Source organism: Shewanella sp. YLB-07 (assembly GCF_009377275.1).
Genome location: NZ_VOQB01000014.1, coordinates 94,772 through 113,471, shown reverse-complemented (window position 1 = coordinate 113,471; position 18,700 = coordinate 94,772). Strand labels below are relative to the sequence as shown.

18 protein-coding genes are annotated in these 18,700 nt (G+C 45.9%); 4 read left to right on the top strand and 14 right to left on the bottom strand.

Annotated features, from left to right (window positions below):
- Positions 1-3 precede the first annotated feature (3 nt).
- From FS373_RS24925 to FS373_RS24900, 6 genes are all read right to left on the bottom strand, one after another.
- Positions 4-2,853, bottom strand: a complete 2,850-nt coding sequence (locus FS373_RS24925) for a formate dehydrogenase subunit alpha (RefSeq protein WP_152830838.1) — start codon at positions 2,851-2,853, stop codon at positions 4-6.
- 62 nt (positions 2,854-2,915) lie between these two features.
- Positions 2,916-3,116 (bottom strand): twin-arginine translocation signal domain-containing protein, encoded by a 201-nt coding sequence (locus tag FS373_RS24920; RefSeq protein WP_144048598.1) that lies wholly within the window; start codon positions 3,114-3,116, stop codon positions 2,916-2,918.
- A gap of 152 nt (positions 3,117-3,268) precedes the next feature.
- The gene (locus FS373_RS24915) at positions 3,269-3,949 is read right to left on the bottom strand and encodes a TorD/DmsD family molecular chaperone (protein ID WP_144048599.1); all 681 of its coding nucleotides are present in this window, start codon (positions 3,947-3,949) and stop codon (positions 3,269-3,271) included.
- Between the two features lie 10 nt (positions 3,950-3,959).
- The gene (locus tag FS373_RS24910) at positions 3,960-5,633 is read right to left on the bottom strand and encodes a 4Fe-4S binding protein (protein WP_152830866.1); all 1,674 of its coding nucleotides are present in this window, start codon (positions 5,631-5,633) and stop codon (positions 3,960-3,962) included.
- 218 nt (positions 5,634-5,851) lie between these two features.
- Positions 5,852-6,511: a DUF3306 domain-containing protein gene (locus FS373_RS24905; protein WP_144048601.1), complete on the bottom strand. Its 660-nt coding sequence runs from the start codon at positions 6,509-6,511 to the stop codon at positions 5,852-5,854.
- Complete coding sequence (locus FS373_RS24900) at positions 6,508-6,981, bottom strand: DUF3305 domain-containing protein (RefSeq protein WP_144048602.1); 474 nt, start codon at positions 6,979-6,981, stop codon at positions 6,508-6,510. The genes FS373_RS24905 and FS373_RS24900 overlap by 4 nt, the downstream gene beginning before the upstream one ends.
- A gap of 313 nt (positions 6,982-7,294) precedes the next feature.
- Between FS373_RS24900 and FS373_RS24895 the strand changes: the two genes are divergently transcribed.
- Positions 7,295-8,140: a formate dehydrogenase accessory sulfurtransferase FdhD gene (locus FS373_RS24895; RefSeq protein WP_144048603.1), complete on the top strand. Its 846-nt coding sequence runs from the start codon at positions 7,295-7,297 to the stop codon at positions 8,138-8,140.
- 70 nt (positions 8,141-8,210) lie between these two features.
- Entirely contained in the window at positions 8,211-9,116 is a 906-nt protein-coding gene (locus tag FS373_RS24890) for a helix-turn-helix transcriptional regulator (RefSeq protein ID WP_144048604.1), read from the top strand.
- 397 nt (positions 9,117-9,513) lie between these two features.
- Here FS373_RS24890 and FS373_RS24885 read toward each other — a convergent pair whose 3' ends face one another.
- The 4 genes from FS373_RS24885 to FS373_RS32625 all read right to left on the bottom strand — a co-directional run bounded on the left by FS373_RS24885 (position 9,514) and on the right by FS373_RS32625 (position 11,597).
- On the bottom strand, positions 9,514-9,873 hold the full coding sequence (locus tag FS373_RS24885; RefSeq protein ID WP_144048605.1) for a VOC family protein: 360 nt from the start codon (positions 9,871-9,873) through the stop codon (positions 9,514-9,516).
- A gap of 97 nt (positions 9,874-9,970) precedes the next feature.
- On the bottom strand, positions 9,971-10,504 hold the full coding sequence (locus FS373_RS24880; protein WP_144048606.1) for an MAPEG family protein: 534 nt from the start codon (positions 10,502-10,504) through the stop codon (positions 9,971-9,973).
- Positions 10,505-10,610: 106 nt separating this feature from the next.
- Positions 10,611-11,321, bottom strand: a complete 711-nt coding sequence (locus FS373_RS24875; protein WP_152830837.1) for an HAD family hydrolase — start codon at positions 11,319-11,321, stop codon at positions 10,611-10,613.
- Positions 11,322-11,402: 81 nt separating this feature from the next.
- Positions 11,403-11,597 (bottom strand): hypothetical protein, encoded by a 195-nt coding sequence (locus tag FS373_RS32625; protein ID WP_185976922.1) that lies wholly within the window; start codon positions 11,595-11,597, stop codon positions 11,403-11,405.
- Between the two features lie 149 nt (positions 11,598-11,746).
- Here FS373_RS32625 and FS373_RS24865 point away from each other — a divergent pair, with 149 nt between their 5' ends.
- Positions 11,747-12,604 (top strand): hypothetical protein, encoded by an 858-nt coding sequence (locus FS373_RS24865; protein WP_144048608.1) that lies wholly within the window; start codon positions 11,747-11,749, stop codon positions 12,602-12,604.
- A 221-nt stretch (positions 12,605-12,825) separates the two neighbouring features.
- Here the strand turns inward: FS373_RS24865 and rlmF are convergent, their stop codons facing one another.
- Both rlmF and FS373_RS24855 read right to left on the bottom strand, forming a co-directional pair.
- Positions 12,826-14,061, bottom strand: a complete 1,236-nt coding sequence (gene rlmF, locus FS373_RS24860) for a 23S rRNA (adenine(1618)-N(6))-methyltransferase RlmF (protein WP_152830836.1) — start codon at positions 14,059-14,061, stop codon at positions 12,826-12,828.
- Positions 14,062-14,139: 78 nt separating this feature from the next.
- Positions 14,140-14,577: a flagellar basal body-associated protein FliL gene (locus tag FS373_RS24855; RefSeq protein WP_407695620.1), complete on the bottom strand. Its 438-nt coding sequence runs from the start codon at positions 14,575-14,577 to the stop codon at positions 14,140-14,142.
- A 100-nt stretch (positions 14,578-14,677) separates the two neighbouring features.
- Here FS373_RS24855 and FS373_RS24850 point away from each other — a divergent pair, with 100 nt between their 5' ends.
- Positions 14,678-15,241: a chorismate--pyruvate lyase family protein gene (locus FS373_RS24850; protein ID WP_144048610.1), complete on the top strand. Its 564-nt coding sequence runs from the start codon at positions 14,678-14,680 to the stop codon at positions 15,239-15,241.
- Positions 15,242-15,332: 91 nt separating this feature from the next.
- On the opposite strand, the gene FS373_RS24845 is transcribed toward FS373_RS24850, so the two are convergent.
- Positions 15,333-18,281: an immune inhibitor A domain-containing protein gene (locus tag FS373_RS24845; protein ID WP_227993221.1), complete on the bottom strand. Its 2,949-nt coding sequence runs from the start codon at positions 18,279-18,281 to the stop codon at positions 15,333-15,335.
- Entirely contained in the window at positions 18,278-18,670 is a 393-nt protein-coding gene (locus FS373_RS24840; protein WP_144048611.1) for a hypothetical protein, read from the bottom strand. The genes FS373_RS24845 and FS373_RS24840 overlap by 4 nt, the downstream gene beginning before the upstream one ends.
- Positions 18,671-18,700 lie beyond the last annotated feature (30 nt).

The window sequence follows — 18,700 nt, the reverse complement described above, 5'->3', positions numbered from 1 at the left end:
CAATTAGGCTTTAGTGATCTGACACAAGCTAGACTTAGTCTCTTGCATCTGAGTAACCACGTCATAGCCATAGGTCAGTACGGTATTAGCCGACTCGCCCACAATGTAAGGCACTGTGCCTTCAGGGTAATTCTTCTCTAGACTCTCACCTTCGAATACACCCGCGAAATGGTAAGGCATAAAGCACTCACCTTCGATAACACGAGGCGTTACCATGGCCTTAACCTTGATTTTGGCACCTTCCGGACTGTGAACCCAAACATCATCACCGTCACGAAGGCCGCGATCTGCTGCATCCGCCGGACTGATCTCAATAAACATCTCTTGTTGAAGCTCGGCGAGCCAAGGGTTACAACGTGTCTCTTCACCACCACCTTCGTATTCAACTAAACGACCAGAGGTCAGAGCTATTGGGAAGTCTTTAGCGAAGTCCTGATCCTGAATCGTTTTATACAAGGTAGGAAGACGGGCAACCATACGGTCATCATAGGTCGGGTACTTAGCTACCAGATCACGACGCGGCGTATAAAGTGGCTCACGGTGCAGAGGAATATCATCGGGGAAGTTCCAAACGATACAGCGGGCTTTGGCGTTACCGTAAGGAATACAACCGTGCTTAATGGCTACACGCTGGATACCACCGGAGATATCAGTCTTCCAGTTTTTACCTTCAGCATGTTGCTTTTCTTCAGCGGTCAGGTCATCCCACCAACCAAGTTGCTTAAGCATATCAGCGGTAAACTCAGGGTAACCATCCTGGATTTCAGAGCCTTTAGAGTAAGAACCTTCGGCAAGTATATTATTACCGTCGTGTTCAACACCGTAACGGGCTCGGAAGTTACCGCCACCGTCTTTCACTTCACGACCTGTGCGATACAAGATCTGTGAACCTGGGTGCTTCATCTCAGGCGTGCCCCAACATGGCCAAGGTAGACCATAGGTCTCGCCTTTAGCCGGGCCACCTGGTGCTTCGAGGGATTTAATATCGAAAGTACCCCAGTTTTCCTGGTGCATCTTCAAACGCTCAGGGCTTTGGCCTGTGTAACCAATGGTCCACATACCCTTGTTGAATTCACGGGTCATGTCTTCGATTAATGGCTCATCACCATTGACCTTAATATGCTTACAGAATTCTTTCTCTATGCCCCACTTCTTCGCCAATTTGTACATGATCACATGATCTGGCTTAGACTCGAACAAGGGCTCGATAACCTTTGTACGCCACTGCAGTGAACGGTTAGAGGCTGAAACAGAACCATAAGTTTCAAACTGAGTACATGCAGGAAGCAAATACACACCATCGGTACGATTGTGCATAACACCCGCCATCGTTGGAAACGGATCGACGACCACAACAGTGTCCATCTTATCCAGTGCTTCACGCACTTCGCGACCACGGGTTTCGGTATTAACCGACTGCCCCCAGAAGAATGACATACGGATATTATCTTTCTGAGCGATCTTAGTCTTGTCTTCCAGTACACCATCATGCCAGCGAGAACACGGGATACCGGTAGAATTCATCGGCTTTTGACCTAAGTATTCATTCTGGTCGAAACGGGCTTTAACCCACTCGTAATCCAAGTCCCACACGTTACACCAGTGCTTCCATGAACCTGTCTTAAGGCCATAATAGCCAGGCAGTGTATCGAACAACAAACCGAAATCGGTCGCGCCCTGTACGTTATCGTGACCACGGAAGATGTTAGTACCGCCGCCAACAACACCCATGTTTCCAAGCGCTAGTTGCAGGATACAGTAGGCACGAGTATTAGCATTACCTATGTGATGCTGAGTCCCCCCCATACACCAGACAACGGTACCGGGCTTAGTCGTAGCCATCATCTTAGCCACACGGCGCATCTGTACTTCAGGTACACCTGCAACGAGTTCGACTTCTGCGGGGTTCCACTTAGCCGCTTCCTCACGAATACGTTCCATACCGTATACACGTTGGTCGATAAAGGTCTGATCTTCCCATTTATTCTTGAAGATATGCCAAAGCAGACCATATATATAAGGGATATCGGTACCTGGACGAATATGTACATATTCATCAGATTTAGCTGCAGTTCGGCTAAATCTTGGGTCAACGACGATGATTTTCGCACCGCGTTCTTTGCCTTCGAGGATGTGCTGCATAGCAACCGGATGCGCTTCACATGGGTTGGACCCAATAAACATCATCACTTTTGCATTACGAATATCGTTGAAAGAGTTGGTTTGCGCACCATAGCCCCAAGTGTTTGCAACACCGGCTACAGTGGTAGAGTGACAAATTCGTGCAGAGTGATCGACATTGTTGGTGCCCCACATGGCTGCCAATTTGCGGTACATATAGGCTTGTTCATTAGAGAACTTAGCCGAACCCATGAAGAATACTGAATCGGGACCAGATTCCTTGCGGATCTCTAATGCCTTACCACCCACTTCTTCTATGGCTTGATCCCAAGAAATTTTCTTCCACTTCCCGCCTTCCAGTTTCATTGGATACTTGAGACGCTTCCCACCGTGGCCATGCTCACGTAGTGCCGCACCTTTTGCACAGTGACCACCAGCGTTAAATGGATGATCGAATGCAGGCTCCTGGCCTGTCCATACCCCATTTTGTACTTCGGCATAGATACCACAGCCCACAGAACAGTGAGAACATATGGTACGTTTTATTTCAGTCGGTGCATTATGTGGCACCTCTTTAGCTTCGGCTTTGCGCATCATACCTGCGCCAAGCATAGACGCCGCAGCAATACCACCAGTTGCAAGACCTGCAGACTGAAGGAACTGACGACGGTTTAGACCTAAGGCAGGCTTGCTAGCCCTTGTTGCCTGGTCTGTTTTGCGAGTTAGTCGCATCACACACTCCTAATCTTATTGATTTAATATAAATATTTACTAATCAGATCAAAAAGCCACTGTTACTTAGTACGCAAAGATGCGTAATAACTGCGAACATGGTCAGTCTCTTGGTAGCCGTCACTTTTCTCTGTAGTCGTTGCTACAGCTGGTGATGCAGCAAGAGCTTGACCACTAACAGTTGCAACTGCACCAGCCGCGCTGCCAACTGCTAAAGCTTTTAACAGTTGACGACGACCTATGTCGGAAGCTTGCTTCTTCATAGTCTCTCCTGAGTTTCCATTTGATGTTTAACATCGAGTCATCTGTAATGACCCGACTCTTTTTGAAGGTTTACCTTCAGTTTTCTTGAATGTCAGCCCGGTGATTTCATATTCGAACTGACAGTCATGATTAGGCTGCCTAAGCGTGCCGTTTAAGAGGCTAGCTCTCGCTTAGCAGGCTCAAGCTTTTCATCTGCGGCTGTTTCAGCCTCAGAACCGGGGCAGTTCACCGGGATATTCAGCTGTAATTGCTCAAATTCATTGGCTTCGGTTTCGAAGAATGACTTAGCTAACTGAGCCACGGTGGCATAGAAAGCCGCGCTTGGCGTTACCGCTAACGAGGTACAAAAACGCTCTATCCAGCTGCTGATATGGCGTTGATAGAAACCCAGTTGGCGATAGCCTGGTGCTTCAAGTAACAAAACCCCCATCACCTCACAAAGCGCTGCAACATGATCTTCCGGCTCTTTAACGTTCTCTTCGCGCTCGAAACCTAGCTGCAGCAGGTCCTGGCGTAACATGGCTAATGGCTTGTCCATCAAAGAACCTGTCATAAACCAGCTGGCATAAGGCATGATTTCACCGCTACCTACACCATAGAAGATATTGAAATATTCTTCTTCCAGCTGTTCACTGGTGAATTGATTCGAGGCTAACTTAAGCGCTGACCAAGCCTTGGTCATCTCACTCGGGTCATTGACATCCAGCTCGAGGTTGGCAAGAAACTGCAATAACTCTGCACTCGGCTGGCTGCGTAGCAGCGCGGCTAATAGCTGATAGATGTCGGCTCTTAACTGATCATTTTCTGATACTTCTCTTACTAATTCGGTCATAGCTACACTCTTATCGCAGTTGCTTTTCTGGGTCTTGAAGGATGTCTTCAAACATATCTTTCACGCGGCAGTCACTACACATCTGCAAACGCTCTGTGTTTGCACTGAACGCACTGTGCCCGCCAATCACTTCTTGCATGCGTTTGATCATCGACTTGGTGGCGAAGGGGGTACCACAACGAATACACTCGAATGGATCCTCTTCTTTCAATGTTTTGATGGTTTGACGCGCTTGTTTATCTAAGTTCATCTGGGAGGTCAGGCTGATGGCGTTCTCAGGACAGGCCTTCTCACACAGGCCACATTGCACGCAATCTTGCTCGAGGAAGTTCAATGCCGGCTTATCGCCGCCATCTGTGAGCGCCTGAGTTGGACAGGTAGACACACAAGAGAGACATAAGGTACAGCTATCAGTATTTACGCTGACAATACCGTAGGGAAGGTTACTCTGGGTCAGGCAGGTATCCACTGAAGCCGCTTGCTCATTAAGATGATCTATCGCCGCATACAAGGTGTTGCGCTTAGTGGTAGCAGCAAACTCACCCGGCACAATCACAGGCCAATCGGAGCTGCTTGCTACCAAATCGGCAAGACTGGCTATACTCGACTCATCGATAAGGGATATACGCTGTGGCTGACCCATCTCATTAAGAATATCGTTCGCCAGCTGAAGTTCACCCTTGAGCATCTGGGTCAAGGTCGGCGCTGTGGCGGCGGTGTTAAGCACTAAAATCTGACGTGCACCCCAGGCCAGAGATGACATCCAATGATCTATGCTAGCAACGGTGATCTCTTCCATGGCAACCGGAATAATAGCGCCAGGTAAGTCATCACCTATAAGTGCTGCACCATTGGCTTCATCATGAAACAAGATCACAGGAGCAACTTGAGCCTGCTCGCTGAAGCGAGTAACCAGTTTATGAAGATAAGAGTGCAGGGCTTGTGGTGTTGGCAGGTCGTAGCTAATCGCACCTGTAGGGCAGGCATTGGTACAACTACCAGCACCGTGACAGAGATAAGGGTCTATCTCTATCATCTTATCTATGCTTTGGATGGCATCGGCAGGACAGAAGTTCAGACAGCGATTACAACCATCGATACCGTTACGGTTATGGGCACAGATCTCGCTGTTCACCTTAACGTAGCGCGGCTTATCGAACTCACCAATCAGCTCTGGAAGCTGATTAACGGCATCGTCTAATTTAGCTTCGTCCTGACCCACGTAAAAATAGCCAGGTGGTAACATTTCTAAGTTGATACAGGGAGACTGGCTCAAGTCTAAGATAAGATCGAAGTGCGCCTTACGAATAGCCGCCAGGCTCAAGTCAGTCGCGATAGCATCTTGCTCATTGCCTGATTCGACTTTAACCTGAAACTGTCCGAGGAAACCTTTGATCTCGATAAGCTTGTTATAGAAGCTCTCGACATCTTCGGCGGCAGACATCACCCTCTCAAGATGCTCTTCATCTTGGCTGGTAATCGATTCATTGGCCAGAATGGCAATTTTTCCCATATTAGACAATCTAGCTGCCGCTAAGCGAGCCAGATCTTCCGGCCCGATAACGAGCACATTGCCCTCAGTGGTATAGCTGACGGTTGGCGGGATCAGGTTTTGAATGACCTGAGTATTCGCCAACACTTGCTGCCGAACCCCTTGGAGTTCAACTTGGGTATCATTATTCAAATTTATGCTCACATTGCGTTCCTGAACAGTTTGGCTGCTGCCATCGGCTGATCGCTACACTCTTATCACTCTTCGGTTAGCGTTTCATTGTTCAACACTTTGGCTTCATCAGGGCCAAGGTTTATTACCGATTATTGCTAAGCTTTTCTCGCTTTTTGCAAGATAAAGTAGCAATTCACATACCAAGTCTGTGGTTATTAAACTTATGTAAAATGACGTTAAACGACCGTTTCCTTTGTTTCACCCTCAGAATCTGGTGCATTTTGGGACAAGTCATCACTCTCGATGTCCAAAATGTCCTCAGGTGCTTCACTGTCTATATGTGTTTCATTACTAAGGGAAGCTGTAGTGCTTTCATCAGCACTCTCTGTTGCATGGTCTTCAGCGGCTTGAGCAAGCTCTTGCTCTTTGACTTCATCCTCTTTCTTAGTCACATGACGGAAAATCTTCTTGGCAATTTCTGCCGACTGCTCCGCACTCAGCTTAGGCTGATTACTGTAATCTAAGGCATACTCGAGCAAGCCATCTATTTCGTTATATTGAGGCTGCTTCCATAACGCTTTTAACGCGGCTGCCTTAGCCGTTGGATCGACATTTGCCCCCATAAAACTGGCAAAACTGCCACCAACTTCAATTTTGTCTGGATCGGGAAGGTCTTCAGCCGTTAGCACCTTAGCTTCATCGGTCGCCTCTTGATCTGACTCTTGCACTAGAGATGACTCTAGCTGAGATTCAGTGACTTCTAGATCACTAAGGTCTTGCTCATCAGTCTTTTCTTGCGCTCTTGCTGTGGCAGCCTCCTCAGCCAACCTTTCCTCTTCGACTTGCTGACGACGTTGAGTCCAGCGAGAGAATAATCCGCTTGGTTTATTGCTCATCGGTTTCTGTGCTCACTGAAATGATTGGTACTCGGACCTTGATTCTTACGGCGGTTAACATGCTTACGACGATGCGCACATATCTCGACTTCACCATGGCGGGTAATGAAGGCTTCCATCCAACAGGCAATGGCTTGTGGCATAGGTAAGTTCAACACTGGCGTATCACCTTCCAGGCAACCTGCTGCGACGTTTTGGTCTGCGGAGATCATTGCCGGAACCCAAGTACCGTCCTCGAGTTCGTCGCACACTATGAACAACATGGCGTTGTCCATATCCAAATTGATACGGTAGCTACCGCGTTCATCTTTATGTAACTCAAGCTGGATAAGGTGTGAATTCTCAGGGGCGTCATGAGTGGCCGGTAATATCTGATCTAACTCCCAGGTCACTGAGGTCCAGCGCCCGACTAACTTTTCGATTCTCTTGAGAGAAACATGCATGGGCCATTGGCTTTCGGTATGTTGCATTCAGTCTCCACCTTACTTGTAGCGGGTTTATCATTCAGATAACACCCGGCCCGATAATGAGGTTCATATTTTCTACTATGCCCATCAACAAGCAATATATGTGCCATGCAATTAATAGAGGAAAGTTGCGCTAGATCATCAATTCCACACTAAGAGTAGGACAATTTGTCCTGAACGCCATTTTTTATAGGACATAAATGGGCGTTTTAACGGTGGGTAATGAGAGAGATCACGCATTAACTCAAGGGTTCAGCGTCTGGGTACAATAATTGCTATGCTAAATTAGTCAATTTCCAATGAAGAGTGATGAACCTTGAGCAAGCACTATCCAACCTTGATAAAAACAGCGACCGATGTGCCATTAACCATTGCTGTTAAGGCTATCGACGAAAATGGTGAGCAGGTAGACAAGCATATCGCCTGTGAGCGCCCCCTCACCGTCTACCTGAACTGGCGACCGATTGTAACCTTGATGACCTTAGGGGCCAGAGCCGAATCGCTGGCCTTAGGCTACTTGAAGAACCAAGGGTTTATCTCGCAGCTCGATAAACTTGAATCGATTATCGTCGATTGGGAGGTCAGCTCAGCGGCCATCATCACCAAGGAAGACACTGAGAACTTAGAAGAGAAGCTCTCGGAAAAAACGGTAACCTCAGGCTGTGGCCAGGGAACCGTATATGGTGGATTTATGGATGGTTTGGATGAGATAAACCTGCCACAACGCCGAATTAAGCAGAGCATGATCTATAGCCTGCTAAAAAATATCAGTGAATACAACGAAACCTATAAGAATGCAGGCGCGGTACACGGTTGTGGCCTGTGCCTCGACGATCAAATCGTCGATTTCGTCGAAGATGTGGGCCGCCATAACGCGGTAGATACCTTAGCTGGCGAGATGTGGTTAAAAGAGACCCCAGGTGAAGACAAACTTTTCTACACCACGGGACGCCTGACCTCTGAGATGGTGATAAAAGTCGCCAAGATGGGTATTCCCACCTTACTATCCCGCAGCGGAGCAACTCAGATGGGACTAGAGCTGGCACAACAGATGGGAATAACCATGATAGCCCGGGCCAAGGGAAAACACTTCCTTATCTACAATGGTGCCGACAACATAGAATTCGATGCCATCCCACCTAAGCGCCCCTCAAAGAAGTAGACCGAAACAAGGGACGTTTAAAATCTTGGCTGCATGAAGCAGCCAAAGTACTACTTAATGGAAATTAGTAATGACAGAGCCGAGCAAACTCGTCTATATGAGCGCCAAACAGGTCGCCGAATACCTAGATCTCAATGAGAAGAAGGTCTATGCGATGGCAAACGATCGCATACTTCCCGCAACTAAAGTTACAGGAAAGTGGCTTTTCCCTAAGATTTTGATCGATCGTTGGGTAATGGATTCATGCCATAGCGGCATGTTGTCAGACAGAATGCACATCACAGGCAGTGATGATCCCCTACTGTCTATGTTGGTCTCTCGATTGATGACTCAGATAGGCAAAAGCGACCTCATCAGCTACAGCTCCACAGGCTCACGCCTCGGCCTGGACTTGCTCTCACGCGGCTACGCCGATGTGTGCACCTTACACTGGGGTAGTGTCGATGAGCGCAATATCCGTCACCCGGCGCTGCTAAAGGGCTACCCGAACCACCAGCAGTGGGTCATGATCCACGGCTATACACGTCAACAGGGCCTGATGATGCGTACCGAGATGCATCATAGATGTCAGGAAGAAGACCAGATAATCTCCCTCCCCTGGCGCTGGGTAGACAGGCAAGCCGGTGCTGGTAGCCAGCAACACCTGGAACATTGGCTCATGAAGCAAGGCGCCGCCCTGACTCATATCAATGCCAATGTCACCGCCTACAGCGAGCGTGAACTCGCCGGCTTCATCGCCCGCGGTGATGCTGACATAGGCTTCGGCTGTCAATCGGTCGCCATGGAAAGCGGCCTAAGCTTCGTGCCGCTGATCACGGAATCATTCGACTTCGTCATGCCACAGGGGATCTACTTCAGACGTCAGTTACAGCACTTGTTCGACATGATATCCAGCTCGCAGACGAGACAGTTGGCCGCCTCACTGGGTGGGTATGATTTGACGGATTGCGGCAAGTTGTTGTGGAATCCAAGCTAAGAAGGTCCAAGGTTTTAGACTCTAGGAACGAGGAATAGGCAGGGAAAGCTAAGACGACGCTTCGCTAATAGACGGCCTTCGGCCTATTCAACGCTAACGCTAATTGAGATTGTCGGTTAACAATTGCTGAAATAACTTTTTTAGTTTCTTCTAGCTTCATTGGTATTTAGTTGGGTCGATTTGAGCGTTGACCCTTTTTGTAACCTATCACCTGCCGTGGGGCTAATGTGCAGATACTTCTGCGAGACGCTATAAAGCCATCCCTGGCCGCTCTGCGGTTTCATCCTTGAAATCGAAGCTCGCAGCCGCATCTAGACCTAAATATCTATCTCTTCGATTTAGGTCTATTGGGAACCCAAATGACTTAGAACTAAGGGTTTGACACCATAGTCACTCGTTAGCTGAAAAATTCAAATAACTCATGAACTATGCCTGATGGATCTTTAAAAGCTGAGTACCGTCCCCAGTCATTTTGATTTGGGACATCATGAATAAACTCAACACCATGATTCTTTAACTCGTTAATTTTTTCATCTAGATTTTTAACCGTGAACACTAATGTGGAGCTGGAATTGTAACCATGCTGATAATTTATGGCAGGTAAAGTCCCCTGAAACATGAGCACTTCATGAGTGCCTGCCAAGAGTTTTATACAAGAATCACTTTCTGAAACTAGATCCAATCCAAGAATATTCACGTAAAACAATTTAGATTCTTGAAGATTTTTAACCACTAATAATGTTGATGGATTTTCCATGCTGAATCACAACTCCTTCTATAAGATCATGATGATCCTAGTCGCCCATTGTTAATCAACAACATATCAACCATATCTCTGGTTATCAATACTCAACTTAGCGACAAGCCAACTGATAGATCACGACTATGACCATCAATAAAACACTTGGGTAAAAGGTTAAGGCAAAACCAAATGCTCTGGCTGGGGCACCTTTGGCGTAGCCTTTGAAGAAAGCAATGCGGCCGATGGCAAACAGTAACGAACATAGTGGAAGCACTGATAACCAGACCGTCGGCATGGTGAATGCCCAGATACTGTAAACCATTGCAGTCATCAATAGCTGTTCAAGCGTATTTTGTAGCAGGCTCTGCAACACACTAGCCTCATGACTAGCATTGGATAAAGCGCTACCATCGATATCTTCTGGGCTAAAGAAGCGAAATTTTGCTAGGCGAGCGATACTGCCTATAAGGAAAACTACAGGCAAGATCAACGATTGACCCAACACAGTAAACTTACTACCTAAGTCCTCTATCTGCGCATAAGAGAAAGGGTCAAACATCATCCCCACAACAATCACCACCACAGCTAATCCCATAGCCGCAGCCATCCCCTTCAACACCCCAACTTGCTTAACAGACAACCCCATACCTATGTCCTTGTTTTATTTTCATAAAAATGAATAAATCCAACATAACAACAAGTCTTATTCGAAGATACGAGAAGGTGTGCATTCTCAATAAAGCAAGCTGTCGTTATAGATACTTGCCAATGATAGACGTAAGGTCTTCGACATTGGTGGCGATGTGATCGGGTTGAACCGCCCAACCTGAAGGGTCTGATTGACTGTAGGCCGCAGCCACAGATATAACTTTCGCTTGCCCGCCGAGGACTGACTGTAAATTGCGCGCAAATTGAGTATCAGCCTCGTGATCGCCGATATACATCAATAGTTGGCTATTGGTGTGGCCAAATATGCTCTCTAAACACTTCATCCCACCATCTGGATGTGGCTTTTGGTTACCGTTTGACACATCATCATAGCCAACAACGGCCTTAAATGGCCCATTAATACCATGAATCTCAAGTACATTACGGATGTTTTTTTGCGAGTTTTGCGAACAGATCCCATGACGAATGTCAGAGAATCTGTCTATGATTTTTGTAATACCATTAAAAAGAGAAACCTGTGTTTGGTTCTTTTCTTGGTGCTCTGCCCACATACTACCAGCTATAACCATCTCTTCATCGGACATACCATAATATTTAACATACAACTCTTGCCAGTTTTTAGCTGCATGATTTGCCTCGTGATAAAGAGCTTCGCTATGCAAATATTTAGGTAAATGTTCACCCGTTAAATGTGGCGCTACGATAGATAAAATTGTCTTGGTAATATCGATATTCTTCGGCACTGAATTAACCAGAGTTCCATCGTAATCCCACAATACTGCATCTAGCTTCATACTCTTATCTCATCAATAAATTATCTAAAAGAAGTCATCCATACTGCAACTTTGTATGCACTGAATTCGGTTGAATTTAAGCTAGCTAACCCATTTTGACAAGACGTCGATACGGCTAGAATTGTGAATAGTGCGTAATACACATTGGGTTGCCAAACCTTGCATCAGCACCTCAGGATTAGGTACAGATTCGAAACCAAACTGGGCGTATAACCCATAAGTGGCGAGTACTATGCGCCTAAGCCCCTTGTTCGACACTAGCCATTTACTCAACACAGGCTTAGGTATACCCTTTGCGCAGTAACTCTCGTAAATTTAACACCGCTCCGCTATGAGAAATTACAGAGTAAGGTGTCCGGTTGGACTTGACCAAAATAACACACCTGAGAGAAACGCAATCAACCAAAACGCAGCAGGAGCACAATGTGAAATATTACGGAAAAATAATTAAAATAAATAGTGCATTTATTTTATCGCTAGGAATTGTCAGCGCCTCTCATGCTGAAGTTGTTAATATCACTTATGATACTACCCTTGATGGAATTAATGACTCCGTTTATACATCTGCAGTTAATTTGTTTCAAAATGATGACATTCTCACGGGAAATGATAGTAATTCAGGAGTACTTTCTGGTCATATTGAAGAGAAAAACAATTCATTTATCGGCTCAGGCAGCAATGCTAGGTTTAACTTTAAACTAAAGGATAGTGACGGAACTAAATGGTTTGTTGGCTCTGAAAACTCTAATGGTTTGTGGAAAGGGACTTGGTATGGAGCAAATGGCGAGAGTGGAGACTTTTCCTTTTCCGCAGAAGCTAAGACCCCAGTGTATAGCGACATTGATTCTTTTAGCGCTGATAGCATTTTTACCGGTGGTGCATTTGATTATTACCGTCCATTGAACGATGCATTTTTAGTTGATAGTGAGGATTATCATCAGGGGATGTATCTACAATCAGATAGTGGCGGTTTACCTTTCCCTATGTCTTTTTCAATGATTTTGAAGAAAGATTTTTCTCTTAAGTCATTCAAATTAGGCTCATATAATAACGGTCAAGGAACAAGATTAAAAACATTTACCTTTGATGTGTGGGAGAATAACACTTGGGTTACCAAAGGAAGTTTTAACTTTGCTCCAATTAGTGGTTCTCCACAATTCCAAAGACAAGAATTTACCCTCCAAAATGCGGTTTTAACAAGTAAATTTAGAATATCAGCTACTGAAACCAGTGATTATTATAATGGTGGCCGAATCTTAATGTGGGGTTTGTCATTTAACTAATTCTTTATTCCAGGCATGAAATAATTTATTTATCTTCATGCCTTTTGAAGAGAGCGTTTGTTGATTGTATATACCTCCCACTGTAGGTACCACAAGATAACCCATTAACTTCTTAAGACAAAAATACAACAGGTTGGTTTGCATTCTAAAAAACTGATAAGACTATTCTAGAGTTATGTTGCTTAATTTTGGTTCTTAGTATTGCCACCAAACAGTAACCCTTAACTGCGATATTTAGCCCATAACGCTTGTTGCTTGGGCGTGAGGAAGCTCCAGGCAAGTACGCGAGTGAGTTTGTTACCTTGGGCCATATCTATGGTTTTTATGGTAACGGCGCTCGCCTTTTTGAGAGCGGCATAGCTAGGTTTCAAGTTTTCTTGCTTCGATACTAGACTAGTAAACCACAGGCATTGAGTCTTAAAGTCGGCGCTCTCACGGATCATATTGAGCAAGAACTGCTTCTCGCCACCTTCACACCAGAGCTCGGCCTTCTGACCGCCGAAGTTGAGATCTACATTTGCGCCCTTAACCTTAGCAGGTGCGCTCTTATGCCCTTTTGCCGCGCGGTTAGCTGCGAGGTTCTTTAGCTTACGCTGACTCCCCTCACTCGCCTCGGCCAGCGATGAATGAAACGGTGGGTTGCATAAGGTCACATCGAATCTGTCATCGACATTGATGATGCCATGAAATACTTTTTGATGATCGGTTTGCAGTCGAGCTTTAAACTTACCCTGCAGGCAAAAGTTAGCCTGAATTATCGACTCCACATTAGTAATAGAAAGCGGGTCGACATCGCTGGCGATAAACTGCCAGCCATAGGATTGAATGCCTAAGATGGGATAGATACCATTCGCTCCCGTGCCTATATCAAGCGCCTTTATCTTAGGGCCTGTCGGGACTCTATTGGTTTTAGTGGCAGCTTTAGCTAAGCCCTTCATTGAAGCGGGGACATTTTGTCCATCAGAACTTCCCACTGATGGCTCTTGGCTTACTTGTTGTGGAATATTTCCAGCCAGCAGATCCGCAACATAGTGTAGGTAATCAACCCTACCCGGAATTGGCGGACACAGAAATCCTTGGGGAATATCCCAAGACTCTATTTGATAGTGCGCCTTAAGTAGGGCTAAGTTTAGTGCTTTAACCGCTTGAGGATCGGAAAAATCAATTGAGAGGTTATCGTAAGGGTTTGGTCTAACGAATGGCTTTAGCTCAGAGCTAGCCTCAATCAGCAACTCAAAATCATAGCCATCCCTATGCAAGTTTCTCTCGTGGAGCCCCTTTTTCTCGACAGCTTGTACCGACTTAGGCTTACGAACTACCGGCTTGCTCTTTTGCTTCTGCTTATTAGATTTTTGCTTATGAAAAGTAGATTTGGCCTGCGATTGGTTTTGCTTACCTTTAACCGAACCATCTCTTAAATTCGATTTAGGTGCCTGTTTGGGAGCTGATTTTGTCATAGGTATCTTAGCCGTTAATGGAGCACTAACGGCGGCAATTATTGAGTGTGGATAGATAGCTAGCTAAGTGTAGGCAGACTAATCGTAAAGATATTTAGTGAACAACAAATTAACCACAATCGGTCGACCAATCTCTTGTTCTATGAGTCGATTGATTGTGTCATAGCATTCGCGGCGGATCTCCTCACGCCCCGTTAAGGACTTAACCTTATCGGCAGTCTGACTGCCCATGATCTCTAATATAGCCGCACGCAATAGAGGGTCGTGATGCTCCAGAGCAATAAGATCTTCCGGGTCTTTCACCATCAGCTCTATGCCTATACGTACGAAGCCAAGTTTTTTACCGTTGGAAATATAGTTAGTGATGAGATCGGGTTCAAACCCATAGTAGGCATAGTTATCAACTATATCCTCGTCTGCCGCATAAGCGCCAACACTAAAGATGCTAACGCTAAAAATAAACAAGAGGGATGCGAGTTTTCTAAGATAACCTGATCTCATATCGAACCTTTTCATATTAAACTGTATCTCCTTTGTGCCCACTAATCTTCCTGACTATCCTATGACGACATGCTAGACTGCAGCTGTTTCCAAGCCGTATTGTACCGAGAAATAGATGAGTGTGACTAGGTTAAGCTTTCCCTATGGTGAATCAATTCAATGGTTTTCGCCAGAACAAATCTCTGAACTCCCAGATTCCCCGCTAAGTGAATGGTTACTTTCATCAGGAAGTCTAACCCAAAAGCTACGTTCTCATTGTACCAAGTTCGAAGTAAAAATACTCGGAGAGGGAACTATAACCCCTTTCAACGGTGAATTTCCCACCCAGAGGCAAGCTTGGGTACGTGAAGTACTGCTATGTCTGGATGGGGTAGCCTGGATATTTGCCCGAACCTTGATCCCGGCTAACTTACTCGACAAGAAAGAAACCGAGTTCCTCACCCTTGGGACACGCCCCTTAGGTGAACTGCTTTTTTCCAGCGATAACTTCACTCCTGGCAAGATAGAAATAGCTCACTTTACTCCCTGCCATCGGCTAGCCCAATTGACCGAATCAATTAAGCAACCAGTCACTCAGGAGCTATGGGGACGTCGCCGTTACTTTTCCTATGATGATGAGCAGCTTATCGTCAGTGAAACCTTTTTGCCCGCAGCCCGAAAAATCATAGAGCAGATGTAACCTTTTCTTTTTTAAGGAAAAAATCCATATAAAACAAAAACACCCAAACGGGCGTTTTTTCGTTTAGTCGCCTAATCGGACTAATACTCGTTTAATGACGACTTCTTCTGAATCCCATCAAAGCCAGTAAACCTAAGCTTAGCCAGCCAAGACTACCACCAGAATCACCAGAAGGAGTGGTAACGGGTAATGTAACCACTGCTGTAATCACGGTAATAGAGGTACTTCTGCTACTCACTACACCTAAGCTATCAGTCACTGTCATCATCACAGTATAAGTTCCGGCTGAAGCATAAGTATGACTGGGCGATTGCGCCGTACTCGTCTGACTGTCACCAAACTCCCACGAATAGGTCATAACGCCTTCACCGCCTGTAGTAGTATCCGTGAAAGTCACGCTAAGATCGTTAGTCACAAAGGTAAATCCAGCTACAGGCGGCACAGGTAAAGCAACCATAATAGTCTGGGAAGTCACTACACTCGAACCTAGTCCATCGGTCACAGTTAGATTAACAATATAGCTTCCTGAAGCTTCATAGACATAGGTCGGCATCTCCTCGGCACTGGTGGTGCCAGTGACACCGAAGTTCCACAAGTAAGAGTAATTTCCATCACCACCAGTCACAATGGCACTAAACACGACTGTCCCAGCCACTTCCTGGCTTGCACTGAAGCTCGATGCCAGATCTGATGCTGGAGGAGGTGTTGTGCCGCCATAGTTAAATCTAACCGTCGCTGTGGATGAATCAGCAGTCTGTGCCACCACTTCCATAGTCAAGCCAAGCTCAGGCAAGAGTATTCCAGACTGAGGTTGAAGCGGCGCACTGTAACCTTGACTATCATCAAACATAGAGATGGACGACAGGTGATTATCTCCGACATAACTAGACTGGTTAAACATGCTAAAGGTCGCATCTCTAACCTGAATACCAGAATCATTTGTACCAATAAGGTTCTGATCCGCATCGATAACACCAATCAAGCCTGCACCGGGGTGAGCGCTAGAGTTATTATCGGAGTAACTAAAGTTCTCCAACCAAAGCAATACGCCTGGCTCATAAGATTCGCTATCCAGTCCAACATCGACGCCGTTATGACTTCTGAGTTGAACGATATAGCGGCGAGCCGCCCCGGGACGTTCATCATCAATACGTGAAAAGCCATTTAGCATCATGGTATTTGGCGTCTCGGCATCATCACTATAAATGACCGAGATACCATTGGTGATCTGCAGGTTATCGAATACAAAACCATAATCCCCATCAGCCTGATCGGTTTTATAAATAATACTAATCTGTTTTGACATGCCAGCGAAGCTACTTAGGTCAAATTCAAGATCGACCCAGTTGTTAGCACCTTCCGCACCGTCTATATTGCCGGAATTTCCGCTGATGATGTCCCGAGCCGTGTTAATTGTATTGCTGGCTTTAGTGTGATTACCCGCTAAAGCGACTCCATCTACCATCACCTGAGCATAATCATAGTCCACCTCAATATTCCAATGGGCTTTCACTGTCAGCGTGAGTGGCGTCGAGCTTGGTAAGTCAATTTCAAATGACAAAGCATTGTTAATCAAATGCCCCTGGCCAGAGTAGTATTGATAACTACCGCCATAGGGTTGCTTGAAAGGAATCGTCGCCGATGGCAATGGAATAGAGATCTGATTCACCAATGAGTGATTTACCGCCTCATTAATGACCACATCCAATCCCGATGTGCCTATGCTGCTAAGCAAGACTTCCTGCTCGTTAATCCAACGTCCCTTATATCTGTCCTGCAGATAAGAGCGTGCATAGGGGCTAAAACCTGTTGGCTCAGTTCCTGCTCTAAATCCAGCAATAGTACCAGCAATAGTACCAGCCCAGCTGCCTGTGGACATCACAGACCAAGATCCAACCGGAGAGCCATCGCCTGTATTGGTGGTATCATATTCATCGGGTAACCCCAGATCGTGGCCAAACTCGTGTACCACCACACCCGCAGCAGCATTTATTGGCTGTATTGTATAGCCAAATACCTTCTTACCCGTACCAGGAATGGTGTATCCAGGCGTATTACCAGTATAAACAAAGTATCTATGTGACCAGATAGCATTATCGCCGAGCACGCCACCACCGGCTTCTTCACCGATACTGGAATGAAACAGCATCACATGATCGATATCGCCATCGGCTTCATCTAAGTTGCCATCGCCATCGACATCGAATGGGTCTTCCACATCATAGCTGGCTAATTCGGAAGGCGACATGCTAGCCACAGCCAGAGTCACAGCCTCTTTTACCAGTTCAGGCACAGCCTTATCATCGTCATTGTTATCGGGATCATTACCACCGTAGAAGGCGGCATTATTAGCCGCTCTAAACCAGCCTTCAACATTACCGGTAAAGTTGAAACGCTCACCGGATTCGGCTTGATAGTATTGATACCCAGTCAGCAGATTTTGACCTTGGGGACCAGTAAAACCAGTGGTAGAAAACATCAGATCATTGTAGTGAGACACTGGATAATTAGGATAAAACATGGGGATATCATCGTCAGCTGACAAGCGATTATTATCGAATGGCAGATCCGGAAAATCGATTAGAATGCCTAAGACTTTCACTGTCTTAGTGATATCGGCATCGGCTAAGGTGCCGACCATATTATCCATCTTGGCAATCGAATTGCGCTTAAGCTTCTTACTTTGAGCCAGTGACTTGAGTCTAGCCTTGTCAAACTGGGCCTCAATCAAGCGCCCCTTACTCTGAAAACTGGTCGCTCTATGAGTAAATTTATCGACGGCAGCACGCTTGTCAGCTTCGCTGGCGTCGGCAGAAACCTCTCCCCGCTTGATGAGCCAATATAATATCTGCTCTTTATTGATCATCCCAGCATCGGCCAATGTAGCCGCAGCGAATTCACCAGAAGACAATGCAGACGAGAGCTCTAACTTAGCATCTAACTCTTTCGCAAATAGAGATGTCGAGGCCGTAACGCTCAACATCAGGGATAAAGACAAACTGATTAATGAACGTCTTCTTATACTACTGATTCTTTTCATAATAGCTTACTTCCCTCAGGCCTGAACTTGCTACAATTCTTAAACGCTTGTTGTTTCTTACGGATAAATTCAGCGACTTTCTCATCGGCCTGTTCCAGACTCATCTCAGGTGTAATGACACCCTTCTTAACTAAATTCGATTTAAGTTTAGACCTATCCTGAATGGGCGGCATGGAACCACAGGAAATTATCCGTTTCTTCTCATTGGCCAGTTCTACAGAATCAGCAGCAGGGCTTACCGTGTGACTCGATTCAATATTCTGCTGAATTTGAGTCTTGTCAGACTCTTCAGGAGCTGAGGAACAGGAAGCAAGAATAGCCAAGGAGAAAATGCCCAGCACAGTGGGCATAAATGATATAAAACGGGTTAAGGAGAAAATTCTTCTCATAAATCACCAAGCCAACATAAACACCACAAA

Bases quoted from the DNA above. Each gene is read 5' to 3' on its own strand.
- FS373_RS24925 (WP_152830838.1), bottom strand. From the start codon at position 2,853: ATGCGACTAACTCGCAAAACAGACCAGGCAACAAGGGCTAGCAAGCCT.
- FS373_RS24920 (WP_144048598.1), bottom strand. From the start codon at position 3,116: ATGAAGAAGCAAGCTTCCGACATAGGTCGTCGTCAACTGTTAAAAGCT.
- FS373_RS24915 (WP_144048599.1), bottom strand. From the start codon at position 3,949: ATGACCGAATTAGTAAGAGAAGTATCAGAAAATGATCAGTTAAGAGCC.
- FS373_RS24905 (WP_144048601.1), bottom strand. From the start codon at position 6,511: ATGAGCAATAAACCAAGCGGATTATTCTCTCGCTGGACTCAACGTCGT.
- FS373_RS24900 (WP_144048602.1), bottom strand. From the start codon at position 6,981: ATGCAACATACCGAAAGCCAATGGCCCATGCATGTTTCTCTCAAGAGA.
- FS373_RS24890 (WP_144048604.1), top strand. From the start codon at position 8,211: ATGACAGAGCCGAGCAAACTCGTCTATATGAGCGCCAAACAGGTCGCC.
- FS373_RS24885 (WP_144048605.1), bottom strand. From the start codon at position 9,873: ATGGAAAATCCATCAACATTATTAGTGGTTAAAAATCTTCAAGAATCT.
- FS373_RS24880 (WP_144048606.1), bottom strand. From the start codon at position 10,504: ATGGGGTTGTCTGTTAAGCAAGTTGGGGTGTTGAAGGGGATGGCTGCG.
- FS373_RS24875 (WP_152830837.1), bottom strand. From the start codon at position 11,321: ATGAAGCTAGATGCAGTATTGTGGGATTACGATGGAACTCTGGTTAAT.
- rlmF (WP_152830836.1), bottom strand. From the start codon at position 14,061: ATGACAAAATCAGCTCCCAAACAGGCACCTAAATCGAATTTAAGAGAT.
- FS373_RS24855 (WP_407695620.1), bottom strand. From the start codon at position 14,577: ATGAAAAGGTTCGATATGAGATCAGGTTATCTTAGAAAACTCGCATCC.
- FS373_RS24850 (WP_144048610.1), top strand. From the start codon at position 14,678: ATGAGTGTGACTAGGTTAAGCTTTCCCTATGGTGAATCAATTCAATGG.
- FS373_RS24845 (WP_227993221.1), bottom strand. From the start codon at position 18,281: ATGAAAAGAATCAGTAGTATAAGAAGACGTTCATTAATCAGTTTGTCT.
- FS373_RS24840 (WP_144048611.1), bottom strand. From the start codon at position 18,670: ATGAGAAGAATTTTCTCCTTAACCCGTTTTATATCATTTATGCCCACT.